The sequence below is a fragment of the Streptomyces buecherae genome, assembly GCF_014295035.1.
Classification (GTDB): domain Bacteria; phylum Actinomycetota; class Actinomycetes; order Streptomycetales; family Streptomycetaceae; genus Streptomyces; species Streptomyces youssoufiensis.
The window spans coordinates 2,726,032-2,751,770 of the sequence record NZ_CP060404.1 but is presented as its reverse complement, the minus strand read 5'-3'; the positions used below and the strand labels follow the sequence as shown (position 1 = coordinate 2,751,770).

Below are 25,739 nucleotides of genomic sequence, written 5' to 3'. Positions count from 1 at the left end.
TGGAGCACGGACGCAACATATCGCGTCTACTGCTAACACGATATATCGCGGATAAGGGAAGTCAAGCGCCACCATCGCGCGGCACGGCGCGGCACGGCGTCGGCATGCGCGGCACGGCGCGTTGCGCGGCGGCTGGGGGCCGGCTCGCCCCGAGGTGGGGCCCCGCTCGGCGGGGGATGAGGGGGCGGTGTGAGCGCGGGGAGAGCGGTGTCCGACGGATGGCTCACGAATCTTCGCCACTGCTACGTTCTTCTCCCCATGTGGCGGCCCGCGTGGGAGAGGTGACGGGCTGTCACGAACTGTCTCTTGAAGCGGCGCAGTACCCCTGCGATGGCAGGGGAGTTCCGGAGGGGAGCCGGAGATGAACCGGAGCGAGGGATCGGTGGGATCGACGCAGGTCCCACCGTGCGCGGTCGTGACACCAGACGCGGCGACGGAGCCCGAATCCGTCGCCCAACTGCTGCGGAAGGCAGCGCGGAGCCACCCCGATGCCGGCATGCGTTACCTCCCAGACGATCCGATGGGAGAGAGTGCCTTCCAGCCGTATCCGTTCCTGCTGGCCGCCGCCGAGCGGCTCGCGGCCGGCCTCGCGCGCCGTGGTCTGACCCCGGGCGACCCGGTGGGGCTGCTGCTCGACCGACCACGGGACGTGATCCCGGCCTTCTGGGGCTGCGTGCTCGGCGGGTTCGTGCCCTGCCCGCTGCCGCCCCTGCCCGACGACGCGGACCGCGCCCGGGAACACCTCGCCCACCTCGGCGAACTCCTCGACGGCCCGCTGCTGCTGACCACCGAGCCGGTGGCCGGCGCGGCGCCACGGGGCGCCCGGGTGCGGATGGTCCCCATCGGCCAGCTCCACGCCGAGGCCGAGGCCGAGACCGAGCCGGGGCCCGCGCGGGCCCCGCCGCGCCGGCGGACGGCGCCCCCGATGCCCCCGATGCCCCCGTCGCCCCCGACGGCCTCGCGCTGCTCGTGCTCACCTCGGGCTCCACCGGGCGGCCCAAGGCGGTGCGCCTCACCCACGCCAACCTGCTGGCCTCGATGGCCGCCAAGGCCGAGCGGCAGCGGCTGACCAGCGCCGACCGCACCCTGAACTGGATCGCGTTCGACCACGTGGCCGCGCTCCTTGAGGCACATCTGCTGCCGCTCGCGGTGGGCGCCGAGCAGTTCCACGTGTCGAGCGCGCGCGTCCTCGGCGACCCGATGGAGTTCCTCCGGCTGATCTCCCGCCACCGCGTCACGATGACCTTCACGCCGAACTTTCTCCTCGGGCTGCTCAACGCGGCCGACGCGCCCACGGCCGGTGCCCCCGGGGCCGATGCACCCACGGCCGTTGCGCCCACCGCCGGTGCGGCCGGTGAGCGCGCCGCCAGCCGGGGTGCGGCCGGCCAGGCGCGGGGCGGGACCGAAGCCGAAACCGGGGCGTACGACCCCGGCGGCGAGCGGCTCGACCTGCGTTCGCTGCGGCACATCGTCAGCGGCGGCGAGGCCAACGTGCGGGCCACCGGCGAGGCGTTCCTCGCCCGCTACGCCCCGTACGGGCTGCGCGGCGACGCCCTGTGGCCCGCCTTCGGCATGACCGAGACCTGCGCCGGCAGCGTCTACTCGCGCGGCTTCCCGCGGGTGGACGCGGGTCGCGAGTTCGCCTCGCTCGGGCAGCCCGTGCGCGGGCTGCGCATCCGCGTCGCCGACGCCCGGGGGCGCGTGTGCCCGGCCGGTGAGGTGGGCGAGCTGCAACTGCGCGGGCCGATGATCACCGACGGCTACCACCGCGACCCGGCCGCCACGGCCCGCGCGCACACCCCCGACGGCTGGTTCCGCAGCGGCGACCTGGGCCGGATCGACGGGCTCGGCGACGGCGCCCCGAGCCTGCTCGTGGGCGGCGAGGCGGGGGCGGGGCACCTCGCCCTGGTGGGCCGGGCCAAGGACAGCGTCATCGTCAACGGCGTCAACTACTTCAGCCCCGACATCGAGGCGGCCGTCGAACGCCTGGACGGCGTCTCCCCTGGTCACGTGGCGGCCTTCCCCACCCGCCAACCAGGCCACGACACCGAGCAGTTGGTGGTGGCCCTGCGTCCGGAGCCGGCCGCGGCGAGCGGGGCCGCGCTGCACCGGCTGCTGACCACCGTGCGCGCCACCGTCGTGGCGCACTGGGGCTTCCGGCCGGCCCACGTGCTGCCGCTGCCCGCGTCCGCGTTCCCGAGGACCAGCCTCGGCAAGACGCTGCGGCAGCGGATGCGCGAGCGGCTGGAGGCCGGGGCGTACGACGCGGTGATCGCCGAGGTCGCCGCGGAGTCCGAGCGCCACCTCGGCGGCCACGTCGCGCCCGAGGGGGCGACCGAGCGGGCGCTCGCCGACATCTACGCCGAACTCTTCGAGCGCGAGCCGGCCCGCGTCAGCGCCACCGCCAGCTTCTTCGACCTCGGCGGCACCTCGCTCGACATCCTCCGGCTCCGCCGCCTGGTCGCGACCCGACTCGCGGTCGCCGACCTGCCGGTGATCACCGTGCTGACCGCCCCCACGGTGCGCCAACTCGCCGCGCGGCTGGACGCCGGCCCGCCCGGCGCGGGCCCGGCCGCGTACGACCCGGTGGTGCCGTTGCAGACCGGCGGCGACAAGACCCCGCTGTTCTGCGTGCACCCGGGCGTCGGCGAGGTGCTGGTCTTCGTCAACCTCGCCCGCTACTTCGCCGGCGACCGGCCCTTCTTCGCGCTGCGGGCGCGGGGCTTCAACGCGGGGGAGCGGCCGTTCGGCAGCTTCGCGGAGATGGTCGAGACGTACGTGCGCGCCATCCGCGCCCGGCAGCCGCGCGGCCCGTACGCCATCGCCGGCTACTCGTACGGCGGGGCCGTGGCCTTCGAGATCGCCAAGAGGCTGGAGGCGCTGGGGGAGCGGGTGGGCTTCGTGGGCAGCCTCAACCTGCCGCCGCACATCAAGTACCGGATGGACGAGCTGGACTTCGTGGAGACCGCCACCAATCTGGCCCTCTTCCTCGACCTCGTCGACCGGCGGCGCGCGCGCGAACTCCCCGCCGAACTGCGCGCCCTGCCCGCCGACGAGCGCCTGGCCCGCCTCCTGGACCTCGCCCCGCCGCGCCGGCTGCGCGACCTCGACCTCGACCTGCCGAAGTTCACCGCGTGGGCGCGCCTGGCCAGCGGCCTGACCGCGCTCGGCCGCGAGTACCAGCCGAGCGGGACGGTGCGGTCCATGACGGTCTTCTACGCCGTACCGCTGCGTGGCACCAAGGAGGACTGGTTGGCGCGCGAGCTACGCCGCTGGGACGAGCACACCCGCTCGCAGAATCGTTACATCGAGGTGCCCGGCGAGCACTACACGATGCTCGGCCCGCGCCACGTCGCCACCTTCCAGGCCATCCTGCGCCGCGAACTCGACCACGCGCTCGGCGAGGGGAGCCCGTGAGACGGCCGCGCGCCCCCGCGCGCGCCCTGCGGCCCCGGCCCGGGACCGTGGCCGGTCGCGCACGACAAATCGAACCAACCCGAGGAGAACCGGTGGAAGGCAAGAAGATCCTGGTCACAGGCGGTACCGGGCAGGTGGCGCGGCCGGTGGCCGAGGCGCTGGCCGAGCGCAACGAGGTGTGGTGCCTGGGCCGCTTCGGCACCCCGGGCGTGGCGCGCGCCCTCGCCGAGCGCTCCATCACCACCCGGTACTGGGACATGAACGACACCTCGCCGGCGGCCCTCGACGGCCTGCCCACGGACTTCACCCACGTACTGCACAGCGCCGTGCGGCGCGGCGAGGACGGCGACTTCGACGCGGCCGTGGCCGCCAACTCCGTCTCCACCGGCCGCCTCATGGCGCACTGCGCGAGCGCCGAGGCGTTCCTGTACGTCTCCACGGGCGCCCTGTACGCGCGGCAGACCCTCGACCACGCCTACCGCGAGAGCGACCCGCTGGGCGGCGTCGCCGACTGGCTGCCCGCCTACCCCGTGGCCAAGATCGCCGCCGAGGGCGCCGCGCGCGCCTTCGCGCGGGTCCTCGGCCTGCCGACGACCATCGCGCGGCTCAACATCGCGTACGGGCCAGGGGGTTACGGCGGCGTCCCGATGCTCTACTTCCAGCGCATGCTCGCCGGCGAGCCCATCGCGGTGCCCCTCCAGGGCCAGAACTGGTGCTCCCCGCTGTACACCGACGACCTGGTCCGCCAGGTGCCGCTGCTGTGGGAGGTGGCCACCACCGGTGCCACGGTCGTCAACTGGGGCGGCGACGAACGGGTCGGCGTCACCGACTGCCTGCGCTACCTGGAGGAGTTGACCGGCGTCGCCCCGCGCCTGGTCCCCAGCGAGGTCACCCGCGAGACGTACGCCTTCGACCCGACGGTGCGGCGCCGCCTCATCGGCGACTGCCTGGTCGGCTGGCGCGAGGGCCTGCGCCGCACGCTGGCGGCGCACCACCCGGAGCGGCTGCTGGCCGACACGGGTGCGTAGGGGCGCACCCGGCCGGCGGACGCGCCCCGGCGACCGAGCCGGCACGGCACGGCACGAGCCGGCACCACACCGGCAGCACGCGACACGACACGCGCCAGCACGCGGCGCGACCCGACACGCGGCGGCACGACCGACACGCACCACCATCGCGACACAACCGACTCACACCATCGAGGAGTTCACCGGTGACGTCCCAGAACATCCAGGCGATCCGTGCGGCGTACGCGGGCTTCGCCAGCCGTGACATCGAGGCCGTGCTCGCGGTCATGCGGCCCGACGTGGAGTGGGTCCACCCCGACGGGATGGCCGACTACGGGCTCGGCGGCACGAAGCGGGGGCACGCGGGCATCCGGGAGTTCCTGGCCCGGGTGCCGGCCGTGCTGGGCGGGATGCGGCTCGACCCACGCGAGTTCGTCGAGGCCGGGGACCGGGTGGTCGTCTTCGGCACCCGCGAGGTCACCTCGCGCCGGGGCACCACGGCCGAGTTGGACTTCGTGCACTCGTGGACGATGCGCGACGGCAGGGCGGCCCGGATGGAGGACATCTTCGACACGGTGGCCTTCCACCGGCTGATCGAAAGCTGAGCCGGGCGCCGGGGCGGACGGGCGAACCGGCCGCCACGGCGCCCCCGCCGCGCACGGCCCTGCCTAGGCCCCCCGGCCCGCCCCGGCCCCGGACGGTCACCGCCCCGGCGCACGCGGGCTGAGCCGGCGTGCGCCGGGGCGCGTGCCCTCAGACGGAGCGCACGACCTCGTCGTACCCGAGCCGGGGGAGCCGGTCCCGCCAGGCGTCGGGGCCCGGGCGGCCGATGTTGACCACGAGCAGCGCCTGGTGCCGGCCGTCGGGGAAGAACTCCGTGGTGACGCCCTCCGGGTCGAAGCCCGACATGGGCCCCGCGGCCAGCCCGGCGGCCCGCACGCCGAGGATGAAGTAGCCGATCTGGAGGCCCGCGTTGAAGCGCGCGGAGGCGGCCCGGACGGCCGGGTCGGCGAAGACCTTCTGCGGGTTGTCCATGGTCGGCACCAGGCGGGGCAGCTCCTCGTGGAAGTCGAGGTCGGCCGCGAGCACCGCCACCAGCGGCGCCGTGGAGGTCTTCGCCCGGTTGCCGCGGGCCATGTGCGGCACCAGCCGCTCGCGCGCCTCGGCCGAGCGGACCAGGACCACGCGCAGCGGCTGCTGGTTCATCGAGGTCGGGCCGTACTTGACCAACTCGTAGATGGCGGCGACCTGTTCGTCGGTGACCGGCTCGTCCGTGAAGGTGTTCGCGGTGCGGGCGGCCCGGAACAACTGGTCCTGGGCCTCCTGGCCGAGCGTGAGGTGCGTGCTGGCGTCGCTGTGTACCGGTGCGGTCATGAAGGCGTCTCCTGACGGTGGCGGACGGGAGAGGGGGAGTCGGGGAGCGGGAAGGAAGCCAGCGGGCGCCCCGGGAACCTTCGGGAGACCGGCACGCATTTCATGGACTGCGCTGTCTAGTTCGCGCTCGGAGTGAAGGCTAGAGTCGGCGGTCACACGAGGGCAAGGCCGGTCACGCACGGTGGGCGCGTGCGCGTTCGGGGGCCGCGGTCGCTGTGCGTCCGGGGCGCGCGGGCGTGCGCCCCGGGCGGTCGCGTGGCGGGCTCCGGTACGCGACGACGTACGGGCGGGAGCCGAGGGCGCCCGCCCGGACGGGGGAGGACGGGCGTGAGCGGGCAACGGGTACACGGGCCGCGCGAGGGGCGTCGAGGCGGCGCGGTCGGCCGGCCGGCCGGTCGGCTGGCGGCCAAGCGGGAGGCCATTCTCCAGGCGGCGGTGGCGATCTTCCTGCGCGAGGGGTACGACCGCGCGAGCGTGGACGCCATCGCGGAGGAGGCGGGCGTCTCCAAGCAGACCATCTACAACCACTTCGGCGGCAAGGAGCGCCTGTTCCTCGCGGCGGTCGAGGGCGAGCGCAACCGCGTGGCCACGCGCTTCGCGTCCCCGCCACCGACCGCGCCCGCCGGGGCGCGAGCCGGGGCCGAGCCGCCGGACGGGTCGCCCGGCGGCGAGGGACCGCCGCCCGCGCCGGCGCACGGGGGCGCGCGGTCCGCGCCGGAGGACGCCCGCGCCGCGCTCGCCGCCTACGGCCGGCAGGTGCTGGCCGTGCTGCTCGAAGAGCGGGCCTCCGCGCTGCGCCGGCTGATCATCGCCGAGGCCGGGCGCTACCCGTCGCTGCGGCCGGCCTGCGCGCACGGCGAGCCACAGTCGCTCGTCACCGCGGGCGCCGACCTGCTGCGGCGGCGCACCGAGGCCGGCGAGCTGGCCGTCCCCGACCCGGCCGGGGCCGCGCGACAACTGGTGGCCCTGCTGGTGCAGCGCGGGCTGCACGCCTCGACGTACGGGACCCAGCCGCTGGCCGAGGAGGAGGCGGCGGCGCTGTGCGACGAGGCGGCGGAGCTGTTCGTGCGGGCCTATCGGGCGTAACGCATGCGGGCATAGCGGGCTTGACTCGAGGGTCCGGGGCATAAGAGCGGGAGCCTGTCCGGGGAGGACTCCGCCTGTTTCGGGGTACATGCGGACGAGTGGCCTGTTTCCGGACGAACCTTCATAGCGTGGTGAACATGCCTGATGTCTCTCCCTCCCGTCCCGGCGTACCGAGGCCCCGGCCCGTCAGCGGCGCGCTGCTGCTGTGTCGGGCCGACCCCGACGACGTACGCCCGTCGGCCAGCCTCCTGCCCACGCCGCTGCTGCTCGCCCCGGCCGGCGCGGGCTGGAGCGTGCTGCTGCCCGCGGAGCCCGACGGGCCGACCGTCGAACCGGACGCGGCGACGACCGGCCCGGCCCCGGCACGGACCCGGCCCCGGGTGGGGCCCGGGGTCGCCGCGCTCAGCCGGGCGGGGCGGGGCGTGGTCTCCGCGGCCAGTTCCGGGGCGGTGGCCCGGGCCACCGGGCGCGGCGGGGTGGAGCGGCGGCCGGTGGTCGCGGACTCGACCGACCTCGCCGACCTGGCCCGTACGGTCGCCGCCGGCGAACCCTGGCCGGTGCTCGGGGTGTGGTGGGGCGCCGAGGGGGCCGGGTTCACGGTCGCGTCCGGCTTCCGGCGCCCGCTGACCTTCGTCTGGCCGGCGGACGGCGCCCCGACCGGCGACGCCGAGGCCGCCCGCGCCCTGGTCTCCCGGCTCGGCCTCGACCCGGTCCTCGACGGCGCGGCCATGGACGAGCTGACCGGGGCGGCGCCGGCGCACGACGGCCCGAACCCCGCGCTGGCCGACGCGGCGCACGCCGACCCGGGCGAGGAGCCGGTCGCGGCGGCCACGCGGCGGCTGATCGGGCTCGTCGCGGTGGTCTCCCGGGCGGGCCTACGGCTGCCGCCCGGGCTCACCCCCGGGGCGCCCGAACCCCGCCTGCGCGCCGCCGCGCAGGCCGCCCCCGGCGCCGAGACCCTGGTCTGGCGCGGCTGGCGGGACGCCGTACGGGCCGAACTGGACAACCTGGACGCCGGGTCCCGTGGGTCCTGGCCGCGCGGCCCTCGGGCCCGGGCGGTGTGCGCGGCCCAACTCGCCGTCGGCCTCCCGCTCTCGGCCTGGGGCCTGCGCCGTGGCCGACCGGGCTGGGCGCTGCTGGGCGCGCTGCTGACGGCGGACGGCGCGGCCGGCCTGGCGCGGGGCGGCCCGCGCGACGGGTAACGCCGCGCGGGCCCGCGCCGGCAGGATCATGCCGACCGCGTCATGCCGACCGCGTCATGCCGACCGCGTCATGCCGACCGGGCCGCGCCGGCCCGGTCGGGGCGAGACGGCTGCCGGCGCCGGTCAGCGCGGCACCAGCGGGATGGTCTCCTGCGGGGTCAGGGTCGGCGCGTACCGCGCGCCCGCCGTGCTCGGGCGCAGGTCCTTGTGGACGGCCCTGGCCACCGCCTGAATGGTGTTCACGCCGTCCTGCATGGTGCGGTTGTCGTGGCTGAGCACGGTGATCGTGTAGTCCTTGCCGCCCTTGCTGAACGCGCCGATGCTGTGCACCCGCCAGCCGTGCGTGGCGCGGGAGAGCCAGCCGTTCTTCACGTGGATCTTGGTGCCGCTCGGCGCGCCCGCGGGGGTGCCCCAGCGCTGCGCGGCGACCACCTGGTTCATCAGCTTGCGGACGTAGGACCGCGAGGCGTCGGTGAGCACCGTGTTCTTGGTCATGACCAGGTGCAGCAGCCGCTGCTCGTCGCGCGCCGTGATCTGGGTGAGCCCCCAGTAGCCGCCGCTGCCCGGCACCGTCTTGGTCATGCCGGCCGCGCGCAGGAAGTTCTTCACCCGGGTGACGCCGAGCTGCTTCCACAGGGCCGTGGTGGCGTCGTTGTCCGACTTGGTGATCATGGCGGTGGCGAGCTTGGTCTCGCGCTGGGTGAGCGAACGCCTGGACTTCTGGGCGTCCCACAGGAGGGTGCCGAGCACGGTCACCTTCACCACGCTGGCCGAGTCGTACTTCTGGTCGGCGCGCAGCGTGCACACCGTGCCCGTGCTCGGGTCGCTCAGCGCCACCGCGGCCGTCGTGCGCCGGCCCTTCAGCGCCGCGTCGACGTCCTTGGCCAGCTTGGCGGCGAGCCCCGCCTTCTTCGAGGTGCACACGGTCTTCGGCGCCGCCGCGGCGGCCGACCCGGCGCCGGTGGCCGGCGGCACGAGCACGCCCGCGGCCAGCGCCGCCGCGAGGGCGCCCAGGGCCGGAACGGACGTGCGGGACGTACGGCGTATTCGGTCGTGCGGCATGGTGGTCCCCCCACTGGCAGCGGCGCGCTGTGCGCCGCCAACGGCGTCTCATCGGCGCACCGGCGTGCGCCCCGCATCCAAGACGGGCCGAGGGGGTCGAAAGGTTGTGCGGGAGATGTTCGAATTTCGTGACGGGTGTGACTGCCGTGCCGCCAGCGCTCCGCCGTGGCGGTGGGGCGCGCCGCGTGGGGCGTACGCGGGGCGCCGCCCGGCACACGTACGCCGCGCCTCGCTAGCCGCCTCACCCCGGCGGGCGTCGCCCGCCCGCGCCGGCGGGCCGGGGGCTACTCGTCGTCCTCGTCGTCCAGTCGGGCCAACCAGGTCGCCAGCCGCTCCACCGGGATCTCGAAGTCCGGGTTGAGGTCGACGAACTCGCGCAGCCGCTCGGCGAGCCACTCGAAGGTGACCTCTTCCTCGCCGCGCCGCTTCTCCAGTTCCTCGATGCCGCGGTCGGTGAAGTACAAGGCGTGCTCCGCAAGAGACGAGAGGGGGCGATGGGACCCGGCCGCCCCGCTGGTACGGGTCCGACCGTCGCCCTCCAGGATAGGCGCTGCCCCGCACCGCCCCCGGGCCCCGCCCCCGCCCCGGCCTCCCGCCCCGCCTTCGCCTCCACCGCGCTCCCGGCCCGCCCGGCACCGCCCGCGTACCGACCCGCGCGTCCCGCCCCGGCCGCCCGGTCGCCGCGGCCGACGACGACCACCTCGCCCCGGCCGCCCGGTCGCCGCGGCCGACGACGACCACCTCGCCCCGGCCGCCCGGTCGCGGTGACCGACCACGGCCACCTCACCCCGGCCGCCCGCCCCGCTCCGTCCCGCCTCGGCCTCCGCTCCGTCCCCGCGCCCGGCTTGCGCCGGCGCCCGTCGGAGCCGGGCCCGCCCCCCGTGCGGATGCCGCGCGTCCGGCCCCTCGCGCCGCACCCACCAGGCGGCTAGCCTTTTCCAACGGCTGGGGAGCGGGGGCGACATGAGCGACGACATCACCCGTGTCGAACTACCGGATGGCACACCGGTATGGGCGCGTATTTCAGGCGCGGAGGAGCTCACGGGGGGCGCACGGGGAAGTTATGCGGACACCGGGATCGCCGATCGGGTGTTGGCGCGGATGGAGAGCCTGGACGCGCTGATCACCGGCGTCTCGCGGTCGCTCGCCGACGCGCTGCGCGAGGCGCGGCCCGACCAGGTCACGGTGTCCTTCGGCATCGAACTCACCGGCCGCGCCGGCAAGGTCGTGGGGCTGCTCGCGGACGGCGAGGCCAAGGGGGCGATCACCGTGTCCCTGACCTGGGAGGGCGGGCCGCCGGCCGACCTCGGCTCGGGCGGGTGAGGAGGGTGAGCACCGGGGGCGCACACGACGCCGACGTGGACCCCTTCGAGACCCTGGCCCCCCTCATCGCCGCGGCGACGGTACGCATCCACGCGCCGGGCCCCGGGTATGCCCCGGACGGGCCCGCTCCGCGGCCCTGGGGCAGCGGCTTCTTCATCGCCCCGAACTGGGTGCTCACCTGCGCCCACGTGGCCATGCGCGGGAGGGGAGGCGGGCGCGAGGTGGGGCTGAGCTTCGGCGGGCGCACCGTGCCCGGCGTCGTCGAGTGGGCGCAGCCGGAGACGAACCCGGCCGGCGGCCTGTGGCCCGCGCCCGACCTGGCTCTAATCCGCATGCTGGAGCCGGCGCCGCACGGCTGCGTCTGGCTCTCCGAGCGGACCGCGAAGGTCTTCACCCGTAAGGAAGTCGCCTTCTTCGGCTGCACCGAGGAGGACGGCGAGATCGAGGACATCAGCGGGCGCTGCACCATCAGGGGCGAGCTGGGCACCGACGGCCGGCTCAAGCTCGGCAACGAGGACGAGATCCCCGAGGGCTGCTCCGGCGGCCCGCTGGTGGACCTCGACCGGGGCGAGGTCATCGGCGTGCTCAAGGCCAGGCGCGGCAACGGCCGGGACGGCGGCCTGGCGATCTCCGTCGTCCAACTGCGCCGACTGCCCTCCCCGTCCGGGCCGGTGCTCGACGAGCGCCACGACCTCTACCAGCGCGTGATGCACGCGCACGACCGCTACCACGCGGACCAGCACCGCAACGACCACGTCGGCCGCGCCACCTGGACCGACGGCCTCAGCGAACTGCGGGCCACCGCGAGCCGCGCGCTCACCCCGGGCCAGCGGGTCGAACTCCTCGGCCTGATCGCCGAGTTGCCGCCGCCGGTGAGCGCCCGCAGCCTGGACGAGCTGGTGACCGGCCTGCGCGGACAGTCCTACGAGGGGCGGCTGCCCGCGCCGCGCGGCTGGCGCGACGGCCTCGGCCTCCTGTACGACCTGCGGCAGGGCCGCAACGAACTGGAGGCCCTGCTGCGCTACGCGGTGCACGTGGCGACCGCCGACCGGCCCTACCCCGCGGCGCCCGGCACCGAGCGCGCGCTGGGCGACTGGGCGGCTCGGGCCGCCGCCGACGCCGAGTTGCCGCGCGCCTTCCGTAACGCGCTCAGCGGCGAGCGGGCCGCGCGGCTGCGGCTGCGCCGGGACGCGGCGTCCGTCGAGATCACCCACTCCCGGCCGGGCACGCACGCCGTCGACGCGCTGGGCGCGCGCCCGCGCGCGGTGGCCGCGGTCGGCCGGGCGCCGGTGACCTCGGAGACCGTCGCGCGCTCGCACACCCTGTTGGAGATCATCCCGCGCGGCTGGGAGCGCGGCAGCTACGACTGGCGGGTGTGTGTGGCGCGCCCGTCGGGGGAACTCGTCTCGGTGGACGAGGACTTCGGCATCCGGGGCCTGGACGCGCCGCCCGAGCGGCTGCGCGCGGCGCTGGCCGAGTCCTTTCGGCGCGGCGACGAGCCGAGCCGCCCGGTGACGCTGCAGGTCGCCCTGCCGTACGCGCTGTTGGGCTTCCCCGTCGACCAGTGGCGGGTGCCGCCGTTGGAGGACCGGCCGCTGGGGAGCGTGCGGCCCGTCGTGGTGCGCTGCGCCGACCGCGAGCCGGCGGACCCGGCGGGCATGGACAGGGGTGTCGGGACGTACGACACGGAGGGGGGTGAGACCGGCGAGGTGAGCACGCCGCGCCAGTCCCGGTGGAAGCGGGCGCACGTGGGACCCATGCGCCCCTTCGTGCTCGACTGCGACGGCGGGCGGCCCGAGCCGGTGCCCACCGTCGCCGAGCTGCTGGCCTGGGACAGCTTCCTGCTCCCGGTGCTGTGCCGGTCCGCCGACCCGGGCGCCGATCCGGGCGCCCTACGCCAGGTGATGGACGGCGGGCACGACGTGGTGCTGTGGCGGCGCGAACCGGTGGGCCGGGACGGGGTGTGCGCGGACTTCCACCGGGGCGCGACCGGCACGGTCGCCCACGCGGGGCAGGCCGACCGGCTGCCCAGCACCGTCTGGCACCTGCGCGCCGACCTGGAGGACGGCGTCCCCGAGGCGTACTGGGCCGAGGGCGTCGCCCTCCTGTACGACGACCCCACGCGCCCGCTGCCGGGGACCGACCAACCGCTGGAGGCACCGTGACGACCGGCCGTACCCCGCCTTGGGCGTCCCCGCCACGCTCGACGCGTTTGAGCGATACCGTCGAGTCGAGGTCGGCGCTCCCGCCATCGACAACCGAGCGACGAGGAGCAAGCTGTGACTGTGCCTGACAGCAATCCGGACCCCGGCCCCGACGCCGCCGAGCCGCCCGAGGCCGGTGGCGGCGGTGGTGGCCGCGGCGCCCCGAGCGAGTGGCTGATCTACCGGGGCACCGGGGAGCCCCACCCCGGCATCTCCGCGCTGCCCAAACCGCCGCCCTGGCGCGACTTCGACGGCGCCCCGCTGGTCGAGCCGGGCCCCGGCACCGACAGCGCCTCCACCCGCAGACTCGGCGCCTACCGCCACATGGCCGCCCTGCACCGGCCCAGCGGCGAGGAGTTGGAGATCATCAACGCGGCGCTGTACCTGCGCCGCCCCCTCCTGGTCACCGGAAGCCCCGGCACCGGCAAGTCCACCCTCGCCCACGCCGTCGCGTACGAACTGGGCCTGGGCCGCGTGCTGCGCTGGCCCATCGTCAGCCGCAGCACGCTGGTGGACGACGGGCTCTACCGGTACGACGCCATCGCCCGCCTCCAGGACACCCAGATCGCCGCCAGCAGCCGCGCGGCCGGCACCGGCCCGGTCAGCGTGCCCGGCGGCATCGGCAGCTACATCCGGCTCGGCCCGCTCGGCACCGCGCTGCTACCCACCGCCGGGCCGCGCGTGCTGCTCGTCGACGAGCTGGACAAGAGCGACATCGACCTCCCCAACGACCTGCTGAACGTCCTGGAGGAAGGCGAGTTCGAGATACCGGAACTCCAGCGGCTGGCCGAGCGCGAGCCCGAGGTGGACGTGCTCACCGACGACGGCGCCAAGGTCACCATCAGGGACGGCCGGGTGCGCTGCCGGGCCTTCCCGTTCGTCGTCCTCACCAGCAACGGCGAGCGTGACTTCCCCGCCCCGCTGCTGCGCCGCTGCATCCACCTCGAACTCGGCCAGCCCGACCACGAACGCCTGGCCACCGTCGTGCGCGCGCACCTGGGCGAGGAGTTGGCGCGCGTCGGCGACGACCTCGTGCTCCGCTTCCTGGAGCGCTCGCGCAGCGAACTCCTGGCCACCGACCAACTCCTGAACGCCATCTACCTCACGCACCACGCCGCCCCACCCACCCGCAACCGGCTCGCCGACATGCTCATCCAACGCCTCGACCGGCCCAGGTGATGTCATGCAGGACTCGGCCCCGCGGCCCCGCCGCGCCGCAGCAAGCCCGCTCGCGGACCTCATCGAGGTGCTGCGCGGCGCCGGCCTGGACCCGGCGCACGGCGAACTAGCCGACGCGCTCTGGCTCGCCCGCTACGCGCGGCCCGATCAGGGGCCCCAGTCCACCACCCCCCACGCCGCCGACCCCCTGGCCACGCCCCTCGCGGCCGACGCCGACCGCGCGACCCGGACCGGCGGCCCCGACCCCGCGGGCCCCGCCCCCGCCGAGACGCCGGCGCCCGACGCGGGCCGCCCCGAACCCGGCCGGACCGACCCGCGCCCCAGCCGCGTCCACCTCTACCCGGACGGCACGCTTCGGCCCGGCGGGCCGCGGCCGACCGGCGCCAAGCCCCCGACCGGCGGCGTACCCATCGGCGTGCCCGAGGCCGCGGCCCTGCCCCGGCCCCTGGAGCTCCAACGCGCCCTGCGCCCCCTCCAGCGCTACCGCGCCGCCGCGCCCCCGCTGCGCCGCACCCTGGACGAGGCGGCCACGGCCGACCACAGCGCCCGCGCCGGCGGCCTGGTGCTGCCCGTGTTCCGCCCCGTACTGCGCGGCGACGCCTCGCTCCAACTCCTCATGGACGCCTCGTCGTCCATGTACGTATGGCAGCGCCTGCTGCGCGAACTCCAGCAGGTTTTCGGCCAGTTGGGGGCCTTCCGGGACGTCGCGGTGCAGTACCTGCACGACGGGCCCGACGGCACGCCCGCCGTCAGCCGCCACTTCGACCCGAACGCGGCCCCGCTGCGCTCCGCCGACCAGCTCACCGACCCGACCGGGCGCCTGGTCACCGTCCTGGTCAGCGACTGCGCGGGCCCGCTGTGGCGCAGCGGCGCCGCCCACCGACTGGCGTACCGGCTGCTGCGGCACGCCCCGGTCGCGGTCCTGCAACCCCTGCCCCAGCGCCTGTGGGCCCGCACCCGGCTGCCCGCCTCCTTCGGCGCCCTGGTCCGTGGCCAGGGCCCGACGTCCTCGGCGCCGCTGCACTTCGTCCCCGACGCCGGAGCCGCCGGCTACGGACTGGGCCGCGAGGAGCAGCGGCGCGCGGGCGCCGCGCCGGTGCCCGTGCTGCCCCCGGCGCCGGCCGCCCTCGGCGCCTGGGCCCGGCTGCTGACCGGCACCGGGGCCGGCCCCGTGGAGGCCGCCGTCGGCTGGGTGCGGGCCGACCAGGTGGCCGCCGCGCCGGCCAGGCCACGCGGACCGCTTTCGCCGACCCAGCTCGTCAGCCGGTTCCGCGCCACCGCGTCGCCCGGCGCCGGCCAACTCGCCGTCTACCTGGCCGCCGCCCCGCTGTTCCTGCCCGTCATGCAACTCGTCCAGCGCACGATGCTGCCGGACTCCGGCCCCGCCGAACTCTCCGAGGTGCTGCTCGGCGGGTTGCTGCGACGCCGCGAACGGGAGCCGGGCGGCGACGGCCGCTGGTACGAGTTCGCCGACGGCGTGCACGACGAACTCCTCGCCTCCCTCGGCCGCGACGAGGCGCTGCTCGTGCTCAAACACTGCTCGGAATACGTCGAGCAGCGGTTCGGCAAGGGCGGGCCCAACTTCCCCGCCCTCGCCATCGCCCAACTCTCCGTCGACGGGCAGGCGCCCGGGGCCGCGCCCGCCACCCCCGACGACGCGGACGGCGCGGGCCCCGCCCGGCCGGCCCAGCCCTTCGCCGAGGTCGCGGCCCGCGTCCTGGAGCGCTTCATGCCGGACACTCCGGCCCAAGGCGTCTCGCTCGCCCGCGAGGAGGCCCCCCGCTCGCTCGCGGTGCGCCGGGCGGCGCTGCTCATCGAGCGCTTCGAGGCCGACGGCCTGGTGCAGAGCCTGGTGGACGCCGTCCAGTTGCTGCGCCGCGCCGCCGCCCAACAGCGCGCCCTCGCCCAGGGCATCGACCCCGAGCTGTGGAGCGACCTCGCCCAGGACCTGCTGCGCCTGTGGCGGCTGCGCGGCGGCGCCGACCTGCTGCGCGAGGCGCAGGACGCCGCGCAGACCGCCGCCTCCTACCCGGGCTCGGTGCGCGCCCGCACGGTGCTGGCCCGGGTGCTGCACGCCGCCGCCAGCGACCGCGGCGCGGCCGGCGACCCACGGGCGGCGCTCGACCTGCTGCGCCGCGCGGACCGCGAGTTCACCGCGGTGTGCGCCACGGTCGGGCTCGCCCCCGGCGAGGCGCTCGCGGTCACCCTGGACCGGGTGCGGGTCCTGGAGGAGCAGTGGCAACTGGGCGGCGACAGCGCGCTCCTTGAGGAGAGCGTCGGCATGCTGGAGGCGTTCGCCGACGCGTGGCCGGCGAGCCTGCCGCAGCCCAGCGGGCTCTCCCTGGCGCGCGGCCGGGCGCTGCTGCGGCTGGCCGGCGCGGCCCCTGACCGCGAACGCGCCCGCACCTACGCCCGGCAGGCCGCGACCTCACTGGACCTCGGGCGCGCCGGGCTCGAAGCCGAGGGCGCGCCGGCCGAGGTGCGCGCCCGGGCCGCGCTCGACGTGGTGGACGCGCTGCTGGTCGCGGAGGAGGGGCCGGAGCAGGCCGCCGCGCTGGTGGCCGAGGCGCTGGCCCTGGCGCCGGACCGGCCGCTGCGCGCGGAGGTCCTGGCCCGCGACGCGCGACTGTGTGTGCGGCGGTACGAGGCGGCCGGTGCCGGGCGCGGCGACGTCGCCGAACTGGACGCGGCGGCGCGGCGGTTCGCCGAGGCGAGCCGGCTGCTCACCCGCGACCGCGCCGGCTACAGCGACCTGATCGCCGAGTGGGGCACGGTGCTCATCGAGCGCGCCGAGCGGCCCGGCGGCGACGCCTACGTCTTCGAGGCGGTGCGGGTCCTCCGGGACTGCCGCATGGAGACCCCGGCCGGCGATCCCCGGTTGCCGGAGCGGCTGATGATGCTCGGGCAGGCCCTGGCCATCCGCTACCGCGAGGCCGAGGACCTGGTGGACCTGCGCGAGGCGGAGCACCTGTTCGGGCTCGCCGCGCACGGCGCAGAGGACCCGCTGCTGCGCGCCCGCTGCTGGCTCCAGTTGGGCGAGGCCCACCGCAGCACCTACCGGCACACCCGGCGCGCGGAGCGGCTCGACCAGGCGGCCGACGCGTACCGGCGGGCCGCGGAGGCCGCGAGCGCGGCCGGCCCGGGCCGGGGCCCGGCCGGCGCGGAGGGCGCCCCCGTCAACGCCGAGGCGGCCCGGCTGGCGGCCACGGCGCACCACTGGCGCGGCGTCGTCTACGAGACGGGCCAGCGTCCCCGGGCCGCGCGCACCGCGTACGAGTCGGCCCTCGCGCAGTGGCGCGCGCTCCCGGACGGCGGCGGCGCGCTGGGCCGGCGCACGGCCGAGCGCCTGGCGGACCTCGCCCGCGGCCGATAGCGGCCCCTGCCGCGGACGCGGGTGTTTCCAGCACCACCCGTCGGGGAATGCCCGGTGGGCCGTGACGCGGGGAGGGTGAGGCTGACATGAGCCGGGACAGCGCTGCACACGAGGGAACCGCACAGCACACGGACCAGGCGGGCCGGGCCGGGGCCGAGGGATCGGCGGGGCCGCTGCCGGACGTTCTCGGCCTCGACCTGGCGACGCTGCGCACGCTGGAGCATCCCGTCCTCGACGAGGTGCTCGGCGACCTGCGCGACCGGGTGGCCCAACCCCGCGAAATGCTGTGGGCGTTCAACAGCGCCTGCTGATGCGCCTGTTGATCTCCGCCGCGACGGGGGCGCCTGGCCGGCGCACTCGCCCGGCGATCCCGAGCGCCGGCGCGCCTTTCGCGCCCGGGCGCACCGGGCCGCCACCGGCGCCCGAGCCGGACCCGGGCGCGCTCCGTGGCGCCGCCGTGTGCCCCGGCGTACGCCTGTGACCAGCCGCGTTCGTCGCGCGCCGCCGCTCGGCCGCCCCCCCGGCATGCTTTCGGCCCGGCCGCGCGGGGTAGTGGACAAAGGGGTGTCGCCCGGGGGTGACGCCCACCGCGCGCGGGCCAACGGGCGGCGCGCGCGGCCGAGTCGGGGCGCCGACCAGGCGGCGCCGGTGGCCCCGGGGACGGTCGCGGGCCTGGCGCGGCGTGCGCGCGGCGCACCGAGGCGCGGGCCGTGCTCGGTGGTGGTGCGGTGGGTGTGAGGGGTGCGGTCGGTGTGTGGTCTTGGTGGCGGTGGGGTGGCGCCGGAGCGCCCAGCGGGACGGTGAGGGGGATGAGGAGCAGTGCAGGGAGCGGCGGGGGAGCGGCGGCCCGTATCGACCGCGGCCACGGCCCCACACCCGGCGGCCACCCCCGTGCCCGCTCCGCGCGCCCCCGCACAGCCCCCCGCCGACCGGTCTGCGATCCCGCCCCCCGCCGCCGACCGGCCCCCGGCCCCGGCGCCCCGACGCCCGCGCCGGGCCCGTCGCCGCCGGGGCGCCGCTGGTCCCCTTCCGGCAGTTCATCCTCAAGGTCAACGGCCGATGCAACCTCAACTGCCGCTACTGCTACCTGTACGCGGGCCCGGACAGCGGCTGGCGCCACCGGCCGGCCGGTGCCAGCGACGCCGTGCGCGCGCGAACCGCCCACCGCATCGCCGAGCACGCCAGCGCGCACGGCCTGCGCGAGATCTCCCTCGTCCTGCACGGCGGTGAGCCGCTGCTCGCCGGGGCCGACGCGCTGGCCGCCACCGTCGATCGGGTGCGCGCGGCCGTGCCCGCGAACTGCGCGGTGCACGCCGTCGTCCAGACCAACGGCACCCTGCTCACCGAGGCCGGCCTGCGCACCCTGCGCGCCGCCGGCGTCCGCGTCGGCGTGAGCCTGGACGGCGGCCTGGAGCGGCACAACCGGGAGCGGGTCGACCACGCCGGCCGCCCGTCCTGGACCGCCGCGACCCGTGGCCTGCGCCTGCTGGCCGGGCACCCGGACGCGTACGCCGGCGTGCTGTGCGTCGTGGACGTGACCGGCGACCCGGCCGAGGTGTACGCGTCGCTGCTCGCCTTCGACCCGCCGATGCTGGACTTCCTGCTCCCGCACGGCAACTGGAGCGCCCCGCCCCCCGGGCTGACCGCCGCCGGCCTGGGCCGCGCCCCCTCGTCCGCCGCCCGCGCCGCCCCTTACGGGCAGTGGCTGGGCGCCGTCTTCGACCAGTGGTGGCGCGCGGACCGGCGTCGGGTGCGGGTGCGGCTGTTCGAGGAGTGCCTGGCCCTGCTGTTCGGACTGCCGGCCGCGACCGAGTCGCTCGGCCTCCAGCCGTTCGCGGCGGCGGTGGTGGAGACCGACGGCACCATCGAGCAGAGCGACGCGCTGAAGTCCGCGTACGAGGGCGCCGCCGCCACCGGCCTCGACGTCTTCCGGCACTCCTTCGACGACGCGCTGGCCCACCCAGGCGTCGCCGCCCGGCAGGCCGGCACCGCCGCGCTCGCCGCCGACTGCCTGCGCTGCCCCGTGGTGCGGGTCTGCGGCGGCGGCCACTACGCGCACCGGTACGACGCCGGCGCCGGCTTCCGTCACCCGTCCGTGTACTGCGCGGACCTGCGTCACCTCATCGAGCACATCGCGGGCCGCGTCACCGAGGCGGCGGGCGCGTGAACGAGCCGGTCCCCGCGTGGATGCTCCGCGAACTCGGCCGGGCCGACGGCGGAGCCCGGACCCTGGGCACCCTCATCGACGGCCAACACGCGCGCCGGCTCCTGCTGTTGCGGCTGCTCCTGGACGCCGTGCGCACGGCGTCGGCCGCCGTGCTCCCGCCCGCCGCCGCCGCGCTTGCCCACGAGCACTGGACGCTCCTCGAAGACGTCGACCGCGCGGCCCCCGAGGCGGCCCGCGCGGCCCTGTACTACCCGCTGGCCGGCCCCTGGGCCGAGCGCTGCGTACGCGGCCTGACCGGGCCGCCACCGCCGTCGCCCGAGGCGCAGCCGCCGCCACCGGCGGGCGCCGGCCGCCCCGGACAGCCGGCCGTCGCCGCTGACCTCGCTCACCTCGGGGGGTTCGCCGTGGCCGCGGCGGCGCGCGGCGGCCGTACCTTCCGTACCCGCCTGGCCGTGCGGGCGGGCCAGGTCACGCTGCCCGCGCTCGGCGCCCTGCGGGTGCGCCCCGCCGCCCCGAGCGCCGCCCCGCCGCGCGACGCGCCCCCGGCCGCCGGCCGCCGTGGGACGCCCGCACCGCACGCCGCCCGCCCCGGCCCGTACGCCGCCGCCGGGAACACCGTGTGGGTCCAGGGCACGGACGGCGTGCTGACCGTGTCCGGGGCCGGCATCGCGCCGGCCGTGCTGCGGCCCGACGGGCACGGCGGCTGGCGCTCGGAGGACCCGCGCTGGCGGCCGGTGCACGCGCTGGCGGACGGCCCCGTACGCATACTCCTCGACGACGCCGACCCCTACCGCGCGGTGGACGACGAGGCCCGGCAGCACGGCCTGTTCGCCTTCGGCACGCTCACCGCGGGCCAGCGCGAGCGGTGGCGCGCGACCTGGCGCGCCGCGTTGCCCCTGCTGACCCTGACCGGACAGCGCCCCCTCGTGGACGCCGGCCTGTTGAGCTGCGTCATCCCCATGACCCGGCCGCCCGGCGCCGCGCGGCGCGCCGAGGGCGCCGCGCACTCCAGCGGCACCCGCCGCGAGGCGTTCGGCGCCGTGTTGGCCAGCGCGCCCAGCGGGCCCGCCACCCTGGCGGCCACGCTGGTGCACGAACTCCACCACGCCAAGCTGTCCGCGGTCAGCGACCTCTCCCCGCTGCACATCGCCGGCTCCCCGCGCCGCTACTGGGCCCCCTGGCGACCCGACGCCCGCCCCTTCGACGGCCTGTTGCAGGGGGCGTACGCCCATCTGGCGCTGGCCGACTACTGGCAGCGGGTGGCGCTCGCCCCGGTCGACGCGGAACTGCGCGACCTCGCCTGGGCCGAGCACGCGCGCTGCCGCGAACAGGTGGGGGCGATACTGCCCACCCTGTCGGGCTCGCGCCAACTCACCTCGGCTGGCAGGGTGTTACTGGCGGAGCTGGTCGCGCTGCACACGAGGATGAAGGGCACGCCCCCGCCGGCGAGGTACCTGGCGCGTGCGGCGGCCTACGTGGAAACGGCCCGTCTCACCTGGCGGAGGCAGCACACACGATGAACTGCCCAGGGGTGAAACGCGGGTGTATGTTCCCCACACAGTGGCTGACGGGTCATCGGATGACCCGTGCGCTGTTCACATCGCATGGAGCAACACGAGGGAGACGGTCGGATGGCCGTAGTGCGCAAGTCCCCTGCCGCCGCCGAGCGGCAGCCCGTCACCATCAGCTACGCCGGCTTCAACCGCGCCTGGGCCGCCTGGATCGGTGACCGGCTCGAACGCCACGGCCACCGGGTGGCCTTCCAGCGCTGGGACCCGCCGGTCGAGACGCCGCTCGAGGACGCGCTGCGCGACCTGCTGCTCGCCGAGGGGCGCGTCCTCCTCCTGCTGAGCGACTGGTACTTCCAACTCGGCCCGCGCACCCACGACCAGTGGAACCAGGCGCTGCGCGCCGTCGTCGCGCCCAACACCGACCGGTTCGCGGCCGTCACCGTCACCGACGCCGCCATGCCCACCGCGACCGCGGCCCTCAACGTCACCGAACTCGGCGTCGCCGGTCCCCGCGAGGCCGAGCGCCGGCTCCTGGCCCGCCTCGGCACCCCGTACAGCGCGGCCCCGGCCACCGCCGCCGAGCCCACGGGCCCCCGCTTCCCCCGTGACCAACCGCGCGTCTGGGGCGGCGTGCCGCGCCGCAACATCCGCTTCACCGGCCGCGAGGGCGCGCTGAGCGAGATCTACCACCAGCTCAACGGCGCCGAGGCCAGCGCCGCGGTGGTCACGCTGCTCGGCATGTCCGGCGTCGGCAAGACCCAGACCGCCGCCGAGTACGTGTACCGCTTCGGCTCCGAGTACGACATGGTCTGGTGGGTCCCCGCCGACCAGCGCGGCACGCTGCGCCAGCGGCTGGCCGAACTCGCCCCCGCGCTCGGCCTGAGCGCCGGCCCCGAGTACGGCGAGCGGCTGCGCGCCGTGCACGACGCGCTGCGCCGCGGCACCCCCTACAGCCGCTGGCTGCTCGTCCTCGACGGCGCCGACGACCCGGAGACCGTCGCCGACCTGCTGCCCAGCGGCCCCGGCCACGTGTTGATCACCTCGCAGAACCGGGACTGGGACGAACACAACACCTCGCTGGTCGAGATCCCCGTCTACGACCGCGAGGAGAGCGTGGCCTTCGTCCGCCGCCGCGCGCGGCGCATCTCCGCCCACGAGGCCGACCTGCTCTCCGACGCGCTGGGCGACCTGCCGCTCGCCCTCGACCAGACCGCCGGCTCGCTCAACGACTCGACCATGCCGGTCGAGGAGTACATCGAACTGCTGCGCGACGGCGCCGACATCGAGGTGGGCCTGAAGGTCGCGGCCGACTTCCCCATGACGTACTACACGGCCTTCTCGATACTGCTCAACCGGCTGCGGGAGTCCGTGCCCGAGGCGGTCGACCTGCTGCGGCTGTGTTCCTTCTTCGCCCCGGGCCCGGTCCCGCTCGGGCTGCTGCGCGAGCTGCCGGCGCGCGACCTGCCCGAGCAGTTGCGCGGCCTGATGGACGACCCGCTGCGTTGGACGTCCTCGATCAGCAAGCTCGTGCAGTACTCGGTGGTGCGCACCGAGAACCCCGAGGACGGCACCGACGAGCCCACCGCCGGCACCGAGGTGCTGCACCTGCACCGCATGGTCCACCAGACCGTGCGGGCCGGCATGCCCGAGGAGGACCGCGCCGAGTACTCCCGGGTCGCCCGCCGGGCGCTGGCCAACTCCGACCCGGGCCGTCCCACCGACACCCGGCTGTGGCCCCGGTACGCGGAACTCGTCCCGCACCTGGAGGCGTCCGGCTCCTACGTCAGCACCCACGGCGCCGTGCAGCGCCTGGTCCTCAACTGCCTGCGCTACCTCTTCCTCAGCGGCGAGTACCGCACCGGGCTCCAGATCGCCGAGCGGGTCACCCCGAAGTGGCACGAGCTGCTCGGCCCCACCCACCCGCGCGTCTGGGACCTCGCCTACCACCACGTCAACCTGCTGCGCTCGGTCGGCCGGTACGCCGAGGCCGAGCAGCTCGACCGGGCCGCCGCCGACCACCTGCGCGCCGAGCGCGGCGACCACGACCTCGACCTGCTGCGCGCGGTCACCGGGCTCGCCGCCGACCTGCGCGCGCTCGCCCGCTACGACGAGGCGCTCGACCTCCAGCAGTCGGTGCTGCGCGAGTACACCGAACTCGTCGGCGAACAGGACTCGCGCACGCTGGGCGCGCTGAACAACCTCGCCGTCTCCTACCGCGTCCTCGGCCGGTACACGGAGGCCCTGGAGATGGACCGGCGCGCCCTGGAGGCCCGCCGCGAGCACCTGCGCCCCCGGCACAACTGGACCCTGTTCTCCGAGATCAACTACGCCTGGGACCTGCGCCTGCTCGGCCGCTACGAGGAGGCCATCTCCATCCAGGAGCCGAGCGTCGAGGTGCACCGGGACGTGATGGGGCCCGACAACCCGCAGACGCTGCGCGCCGAACACAACCTGGCGATGTGCCTGTACCGGCAGGGGGACCGCACCCGCGGCATCACCCTGCTCGGCGACATGCTGGAGCGCTGCGAACGGGTGCTGGGCGACACCGACCCGCTCACGCTGATGGCCGCCTCCAGCTACGGCTGCATGCAGCGCGAGCACGGCGACCTGGACCTGGCCCGCGGCCTCGGGGAGCGGGTGCTCGGCCGCTACCGCGAGATGCTCGGCCCCCGTCACCCGTACGCCGTCGGCAGCTCCGTCAACCACGCGCTGGTGCTGCGCGCGGCGGGGGAGCGCCAGCCGTCGGCGATGCTGATCGAGGAGGCGCTGGCCACCATGACCGCCGCGGTCGGCGAGCGGCACCCGTGGACGCTGGGCATCGCGCTCAACGCCACCGCGACCCGCAACCTGATGGGCGACCCGGAGGGCGCCGCCGAGCTGAGCCGCAGGACCAGCCAGCTGGCCGCCGAGGTGCTGGGGCCCCAGCACCCGCTGGCGCTCTCCTGCCAGGTGGCGCTCGCGGCCGACCTGCGCGTGATGCGCGACCGGCAGCAGGCCGAGAAGGTGGAGGAGGCGGCGCTGAGCGCGCTCTCCGACACCCTCGGCTCCCAGCACGTGCACACCATCTCGGCCCGCTCCCGGGCCAGGCCGTTCTGGGACTTCGAGAACCACGCGCACTAGCCGCGCCCGCTCGGCCGACCGGGCCGACCCGTGCCACCCGCCGCCCCGCCCGCCGACCGCCGTGGTCGGTGAGCGGGGCGGCGGCCCGTGCCGCCGTCGCCGTCGCCGTCGCCGGCCCGGCCGGGCGGCCGGTGGCGTACCGCCCGGTCCCGGCCGGTGGTCGGCTGACCAGATCGGTCCGCCGCCAGCCTGGATCGGGCCTGTCGGCGGCCCGTACGCGCTGGCCACCATGGGTGACATGAAACGAGCACTCATCGTCATCGATGTCCAGGAATCCTTCCGCGCCCTCCCCTCGTGGGAGCGGATCGGCAACCCGAGGATCGCCGAGCCGGTCAACCGACTGGTCCGCCTCGCCCGCGCGAACGGCGACCTCGTGGTGTGGGTGCTGCACACCGCGCCCGGCAGCGACACCCCCTTCGACCCCGAATCGGGACACGTCCGGTTCCTCGCGGAGCTGGACGAGCCGGCCCCCGACGAGCCCGTGCTGCGCAAGACGGTGCACAACGCCTTCACCACCACCAACCTCCAGCACCTGCTGACCCGCGCGGGCGTGGGCGAGGTGTGGGTGTGCGGCATCCGCACCGAACAGTGCGTGGAGACCACCACCCGGCTCGCCAGCGACCTGGGGTACGCGGCCGTCCTCGTCACCGACGCCACCACCACCAACCCGCTCGGCGGCCTCACCGTCCAGGAGATCGTCGAGCGCACCGAGGTGGCCCTGCGCGACCGGTTCGCCCGCATCGCGACGGTGGCGGAGCTGGCCGCCGAACAGGGATCATCGACCGGGTGAGCCACGTCGTCTTCGTCCTGCTGCCCCAGGTCCACCTGCTCGATGTCGCCGGCCCGGCCCAGGTCTTCGGCACGGCGGTGAGCTGCGGGCAGCCCTACCGGCTCAGTTACGTGGCCGAGCACGAAGACGTCCCCAGCGCCCAGGGGCTGCCGCTGACCGCCCGGACCCGGTGGCCGACGCTGGGTCCGGGCGACCTCGTCGTCGTCCCCGGCTGGCAGACGAGCACGCTGCGCGCCGGGCCCGGCCCCGGCCCCGCGCTCCTGGAGCGGATACGCGCGCACCACGCCGCCGGCGGCACCGTCGCCAGCGTGTGCGCCGGGGCGGAGGCGCTGGGCCAGGCCGGCCTCCTGGACGGCCGCCGCTGCACCACCCACCACGCGCACCAGGATGAGCTGGCCGCCCGCTACCCGCGCGCCACCGTCGTCCGCGACGTGCTGTTCACCTCCGACGACCGGGTGGTGACCTCGGCGGGCATCGCCAGCGGCATCGACCTGGCGCTGCACCTGCTCTCCGTACGACACGGCCCGGCGCTGGCCGCCCGGGTCGCGCGCGGCATGGTCGTCTACGCCCGCCGCAACGGCCACGAGCCGCAGACCAGCGCCATGCTGCGGCACCGCGCGCACCTGGACGACACCGTCCACCGCGTCCAGGACCTCATCGACGCCCGCTTCACCGAGCCCCTGACCCTCGCCCGGCTGGCCGACCACGCCGGCGTCAGCCAGCGCACCCTGACCCGGCTGTTCGGCCGCGCCACCGGCGGCCTGACCCCGCTGCGCTACCAGCAGACGCTGCGCCTGGAGCGCGCCGCGCACCTGATCAGCCACGGCGCGACGGTGGAGGCCGCCGCGCGGGACGTGGGCTTCGAGGACGCCCGCATGCTCCGCCGGCTGCGCGCCCGCGCCACCTGACGCCCGAGCCACCTGA

19 protein-coding genes are annotated in these 25,739 nt (G+C 76.3%); 16 read left to right on the top strand and 3 right to left on the bottom strand.

Features of this window, described 5'->3' with window-relative positions; all coding sequences use genetic code 11:
• The first annotated feature begins 496 nt into the window (after nt 1-496).
• The 4 genes from H7H31_RS33795 to H7H31_RS09990 all read left to right on the top strand — a co-directional run bounded on the left by H7H31_RS33795 (nt 497) and on the right by H7H31_RS09990 (nt 5,029).
• Nucleotides 497-1,069: an AMP-binding protein gene (locus H7H31_RS33795; RefSeq protein WP_232109769.1), complete on the top strand. Its 573-nt coding sequence runs from the start codon at nt 497-499 to the stop codon at nt 1,067-1,069.
• Complete coding sequence (locus H7H31_RS10000; RefSeq protein ID WP_232109768.1) at nt 970-3,417, top strand: non-ribosomal peptide synthetase; 2,448 nt, start codon at nt 970-972, stop codon at nt 3,415-3,417. Before H7H31_RS33795 ends, H7H31_RS10000 begins: the two co-directional genes overlap by 100 nt.
• 92 nt (nt 3,418-3,509) lie before the next feature.
• The gene (locus H7H31_RS09995) at nt 3,510-4,445 is read left to right on the top strand and encodes an NAD-dependent epimerase/dehydratase family protein (RefSeq protein WP_187061236.1); all 936 of its coding nucleotides are present in this window, start codon (nt 3,510-3,512) and stop codon (nt 4,443-4,445) included.
• A 185-nt stretch (nt 4,446-4,630) separates the two neighbouring features.
• Entirely contained in the window at nt 4,631-5,029 is a 399-nt protein-coding gene (locus H7H31_RS09990) for a nuclear transport factor 2 family protein (RefSeq protein ID WP_187061235.1), read from the top strand.
• A 148-nt stretch (nt 5,030-5,177) separates the two neighbouring features.
• Here H7H31_RS09990 and H7H31_RS09985 read toward each other — a convergent pair whose 3' ends face one another.
• Complete coding sequence (locus H7H31_RS09985) at nt 5,178-5,798, bottom strand: malonic semialdehyde reductase (RefSeq protein WP_187061234.1); 621 nt, start codon at nt 5,796-5,798, stop codon at nt 5,178-5,180.
• A 327-nt stretch (nt 5,799-6,125) separates the two neighbouring features.
• Between H7H31_RS09985 and H7H31_RS09980 the strand changes: the two genes are divergently transcribed.
• Nucleotides 6,126-6,884, top strand: a complete 759-nt coding sequence (locus H7H31_RS09980) for a TetR/AcrR family transcriptional regulator (RefSeq protein ID WP_187061233.1) — start codon at nt 6,126-6,128, stop codon at nt 6,882-6,884.
• 137 nt (nt 6,885-7,021) lie between these two features.
• The gene (locus H7H31_RS09975) at nt 7,022-8,086 is read left to right on the top strand and encodes a hypothetical protein (RefSeq protein ID WP_187061232.1); all 1,065 of its coding nucleotides are present in this window, start codon (nt 7,022-7,024) and stop codon (nt 8,084-8,086) included.
• Nucleotides 8,087-8,209: 123 nt separating this feature from the next.
• On the opposite strand, the gene H7H31_RS09970 is transcribed toward H7H31_RS09975, so the two are convergent.
• A complete protein-coding gene (locus H7H31_RS09970) occupies nt 8,210-9,148 on the bottom strand; it encodes a serine hydrolase (RefSeq protein ID WP_187061231.1) in 939 nt (312 codons plus the stop codon).
• 284 nt (nt 9,149-9,432) lie between these two features.
• Complete coding sequence (locus tag H7H31_RS09965) at nt 9,433-9,612, bottom strand: DUF6104 family protein (RefSeq protein ID WP_176164035.1); 180 nt, start codon at nt 9,610-9,612, stop codon at nt 9,433-9,435.
• Between the two features lie 499 nt (nt 9,613-10,111).
• Between H7H31_RS09965 and H7H31_RS09960 the strand changes: the two genes are divergently transcribed.
• The 10 genes from H7H31_RS09960 (at nt 10,112) to H7H31_RS09915 (ending at nt 25,723) form a co-directional block, all read left to right on the top strand.
• Complete coding sequence (locus tag H7H31_RS09960; RefSeq protein ID WP_222624649.1) at nt 10,112-10,471, top strand: CU044_2847 family protein; 360 nt, start codon at nt 10,112-10,114, stop codon at nt 10,469-10,471.
• 5 nt (nt 10,472-10,476) lie between these two features.
• Nucleotides 10,477-12,636, top strand: coding sequence for a VMAP-C domain-containing protein (locus tag H7H31_RS09955; RefSeq protein WP_187060101.1), 2,160 nt, complete (start codon nt 10,477-10,479; stop codon nt 12,634-12,636).
• Nucleotides 12,637-12,849: 213 nt separating this feature from the next.
• Nucleotides 12,850-13,854, top strand: coding sequence for an AAA family ATPase (locus H7H31_RS09950; protein WP_222624650.1), 1,005 nt, complete (start codon nt 12,850-12,852; stop codon nt 13,852-13,854).
• A gap of 4 nt (nt 13,855-13,858) precedes the next feature.
• Complete coding sequence (locus tag H7H31_RS09945) at nt 13,859-17,227, top strand: SAV_2336 N-terminal domain-related protein (protein WP_187117882.1); 3,369 nt, start codon at nt 13,859-13,861, stop codon at nt 17,225-17,227.
• 86 nt (nt 17,228-17,313) lie between these two features.
• Nucleotides 17,314-17,538: an FxSxx-COOH cyclophane-containing RiPP peptide gene (fxsA, locus tag H7H31_RS09940; RefSeq protein ID WP_187060067.1), complete on the top strand. Its 225-nt coding sequence runs from the start codon at nt 17,314-17,316 to the stop codon at nt 17,536-17,538.
• Nucleotides 17,539-18,161: 623 nt separating this feature from the next.
• Complete coding sequence (locus H7H31_RS09935; protein ID WP_187118234.1) at nt 18,162-19,394, top strand: FxsB family cyclophane-forming radical SAM/SPASM peptide maturase; 1,233 nt, start codon at nt 18,162-18,164, stop codon at nt 19,392-19,394.
• Nucleotides 19,391-20,914, top strand: a complete 1,524-nt coding sequence (locus H7H31_RS09930; protein ID WP_187117881.1) for an aKG-HExxH-type peptide beta-hydroxylase — start codon at nt 19,391-19,393, stop codon at nt 20,912-20,914. Before H7H31_RS09935 ends, H7H31_RS09930 begins: the two co-directional genes overlap by 4 nt.
• A 111-nt stretch (nt 20,915-21,025) precedes the next feature.
• Nucleotides 21,026-24,025: an FxSxx-COOH system tetratricopeptide repeat protein gene (gene fxsT, locus H7H31_RS09925; protein WP_187060489.1), complete on the top strand. Its 3,000-nt coding sequence runs from the start codon at nt 21,026-21,028 to the stop codon at nt 24,023-24,025.
• Nucleotides 24,026-24,263: 238 nt separating this feature from the next.
• Entirely contained in the window at nt 24,264-24,815 is a 552-nt protein-coding gene (locus H7H31_RS09920) for a cysteine hydrolase family protein (protein WP_187060488.1), read from the top strand.
• Nucleotides 24,812-25,723: a GlxA family transcriptional regulator gene (locus H7H31_RS09915; RefSeq protein ID WP_187060487.1), complete on the top strand. Its 912-nt coding sequence runs from the start codon at nt 24,812-24,814 to the stop codon at nt 25,721-25,723. Before H7H31_RS09920 ends, H7H31_RS09915 begins: the two co-directional genes overlap by 4 nt.
• Nucleotides 25,724-25,739 lie beyond the last annotated feature (16 nt).